The organism is Paracoccus binzhouensis, assembly GCF_016446475.1.
Lineage (GTDB): Bacteria > Pseudomonadota > Alphaproteobacteria > Rhodobacterales > Rhodobacteraceae > Paracoccus > Paracoccus binzhouensis.
In genome coordinates, this window is record NZ_JAEHFP010000217.1 from 1 (window position 1) to 2,381 (window position 2,381).

The window sequence follows — 2,381 nt, forward strand, 5'->3', positions numbered from 1 at the left end:
CCCCCCCCCCCCCCCCCCCCCCCCCCCCCCCCCCCCCCCCCCCCCCCCCCCCCCCCCCCCCCCCCCCCCCCCCCCCCCCCCCCGCCCCGGCAAGGCCGGTCCATGCCACGTTAACGCTAACACAGACCCTTGCGCAGCAGCGCGGAAAAGCGCACCCTGCCGGCAGTTTCCGCAAGAACGAGGCCCGCCATGACCCCCGAAATCCAGTCCCGGAACACCCGCGCGCTTTGCGAACTCGCCCCGGTGATCCCGGTCCTGGTGGTCGGCGACGCCGGTCGCGCCGAGGGGCTGGCCACGGCCCTGGTCGCCGGCGGCCTGCCGGTGCTGGAAGTCACGCTGCGCACCCCCGCCGCGCTCGATGTCATCCGCCAGATGGCCAAGGTTCCCGGCGGCCATGTCGGCGCCGGCACGGTGCTGACCCCCGACGACGCGAAACGCGCCAGGGATGCCGGCGCCAGCTTCGCCGTCTCGCCCGGCCTGACCGAGCGGCTGGCCCGCGCCTGCGAGGAGATCGGCCTGCCGCTCCTGCCCGGCGCCGTCACCGCCTCCGAGGTGATGCGGGCGATGGAACTGGGCTATTCCATGCTGAAATTCTTCCCGGCCGAGGCGGCGGGCGGGGCGAAATCGCTGAAATCCCTGGCCGGGCCGCTGCCGCAGGTCAGCTTCTGCCCGACCGGCGGCGTGACCCCGCAGAACGCCCCGGACTATCTGGCGCTGCCGAACGTGGTCTGCGTCGGCGGCAGCTGGATCGCTCCCGATGCCGATGTCGCTGCCGGCGATTGGGCGGCCATCGAAACCCGCGCCCGCGAGGCTGTCGCGTTGAAATGACCGCCGCGCCCGATCTCGCCGGCCCCGACGCCATGCGCCGCGCCAGGCGCAATGTCGTGGTGCTGCTGCTGGCCCAGGCGCTTCTGGGGGCGCAGATGTCGATGATCTTCATCGTCGGCGGGCTGGCGGGCCAGATGCTTAGCCCCAATCCCTGCATCGCCACCCTGCCCCTGTCGATGATGATCCTGGGCTCGGCGCTTTCGGCGCGGCCGCTTTCGGGCTTCATGCGCCGGCATGGGCGGCGGGCCGGGTTCCTGCTCTCCTGCGGCTCCGCAGCACTGGGGGCGGGGATCGCCGCCTATGCGCTGTCGGCGGGCAATTTCTGGCTGTTCACCGCCAGCGCCCTCTTCACCGGGGTCTACATGGCGGCACAAGGCTTCTTCCGCTTCGCCGCCACCGATTGCGCCCCACCGGAATTCCAGTCCCGCGCCATCTCCTGGGTGCTGGCCGGCGGGCTTGCCGCCGCCTTCACCGGCCCGCTGCTGGTGCGGCTGACCGCCGACCTGACCGCCATCCCCTTCCTGGCCACCTATGCCGTGATCATCGGGCTGAACCTGCTCGGCCCGATGCTCTTCGCCTTCCTCGATATTCCGCGCCCACCCCCGCCCGCCCCCGGCCATGCCGAGGGCCGGCCCCTGGGTGCGCTGCTGCGGGTGCCGCAGATCGCGGTGGCGATGATCTGCGGCATGGTCTCCTATGCGCTGATGAACCTGGTGATGACCTCGGCGCCGCTGGCGGTGGTCGGCTGCGGCTTCGCCACGGCGGATGCGGCGAACATCGTCTCGGGCCATGTGCTGGCGATGTTCGCGCCCTCGTTCTTCACCGGCCAACTGATCGCCCGCTTCGGCGCCACCCGCATCGTCATGCTGGGCCTGACGATCCTGGCCGGCGCCGGGGCGGTGGCGCTGTCGGGGGTCGAACTGTCGCATTTCTTCCTGGCCATGATCCTGCTGGGGCTGGGCTGGAACTTCGGCTATATCGGCGCCACCGCCATGCTGACCCGCGCCTATCGCCCCGAGGAGCGCGAGCGGGTGCAGGGCCTGAACGATGCCGTGGTGTTTTCCGGCGTGTTCCTGGCCTCGCTGTCCTCGGGCGGACTGATGAACTGCATGGGCGGCTCGCCCCAGGCCGGCTGGAGCGCGGTGAACCTGGCCATGCTGCCCTTCCTGGTGCTGGCCGGCGGCGCGCTGCTCTGGCTGATGCTGCGGCCGCGTCAGATCGCGCGCTAGGGGCGCGGTCTGGGGACGCGTCCCCCGACAGGACGCGACGGCGCCGATTCTAGAACAGCGATTTCTGGCCCTTGGGCGGCTTCGGCTTGCGGGCCGGCCTGGCCGGGGGCGCGTCGGGTCGCGCCGCCAGGCGGCCGTCCTGGAACTGGATCTCGAAGCGCGGCGCCTGCCCGGCCGCCGCCACCGTGGTGATCAGCCCCTCGGGCCCATGCACGACCGCGAAGCCGCGGCGCAGGGTCTCCTCGTAGCCCAGGGTCTGGCGCAGGCGGTCCAGCCGGTCCAGCGCCTCGCGCCGCGGCGGCAGCAGGCGGGCGGCGCCGGCGG

2 protein-coding genes and 1 pseudogene are annotated in these 2,381 nt (G+C 72.8%); 2 read left to right on the top strand and 1 reads right to left on the bottom strand.

Annotation, left to right across the window (positions count from 1 at the left end; translation table 11 throughout):
* Positions 1-189 precede the first annotated feature (189 nt).
* Together I9P22_RS23915 and I9P22_RS23920 are read left to right on the top strand one after the other, a co-directional pair.
* Entirely contained in the window at positions 190-828 is a 639-nt protein-coding gene (locus I9P22_RS23915; protein ID WP_199262708.1) for a bifunctional 4-hydroxy-2-oxoglutarate aldolase/2-dehydro-3-deoxy-phosphogluconate aldolase, read from the top strand.
* Complete coding sequence (locus tag I9P22_RS23920) at positions 825-2,057, top strand: MFS transporter (protein WP_199262710.1); 1,233 nt, start codon at positions 825-827, stop codon at positions 2,055-2,057. Before I9P22_RS23915 ends, I9P22_RS23920 begins: the two co-directional genes overlap by 4 nt.
* Positions 2,058-2,106: 49 nt before the next feature.
* Here the strand turns inward: I9P22_RS23920 and I9P22_RS23925 are convergent.
* Positions 2,107-2,381 (bottom strand): annotated as a pseudogene (locus I9P22_RS23925) (exodeoxyribonuclease VII large subunit); the annotation flags it as partial.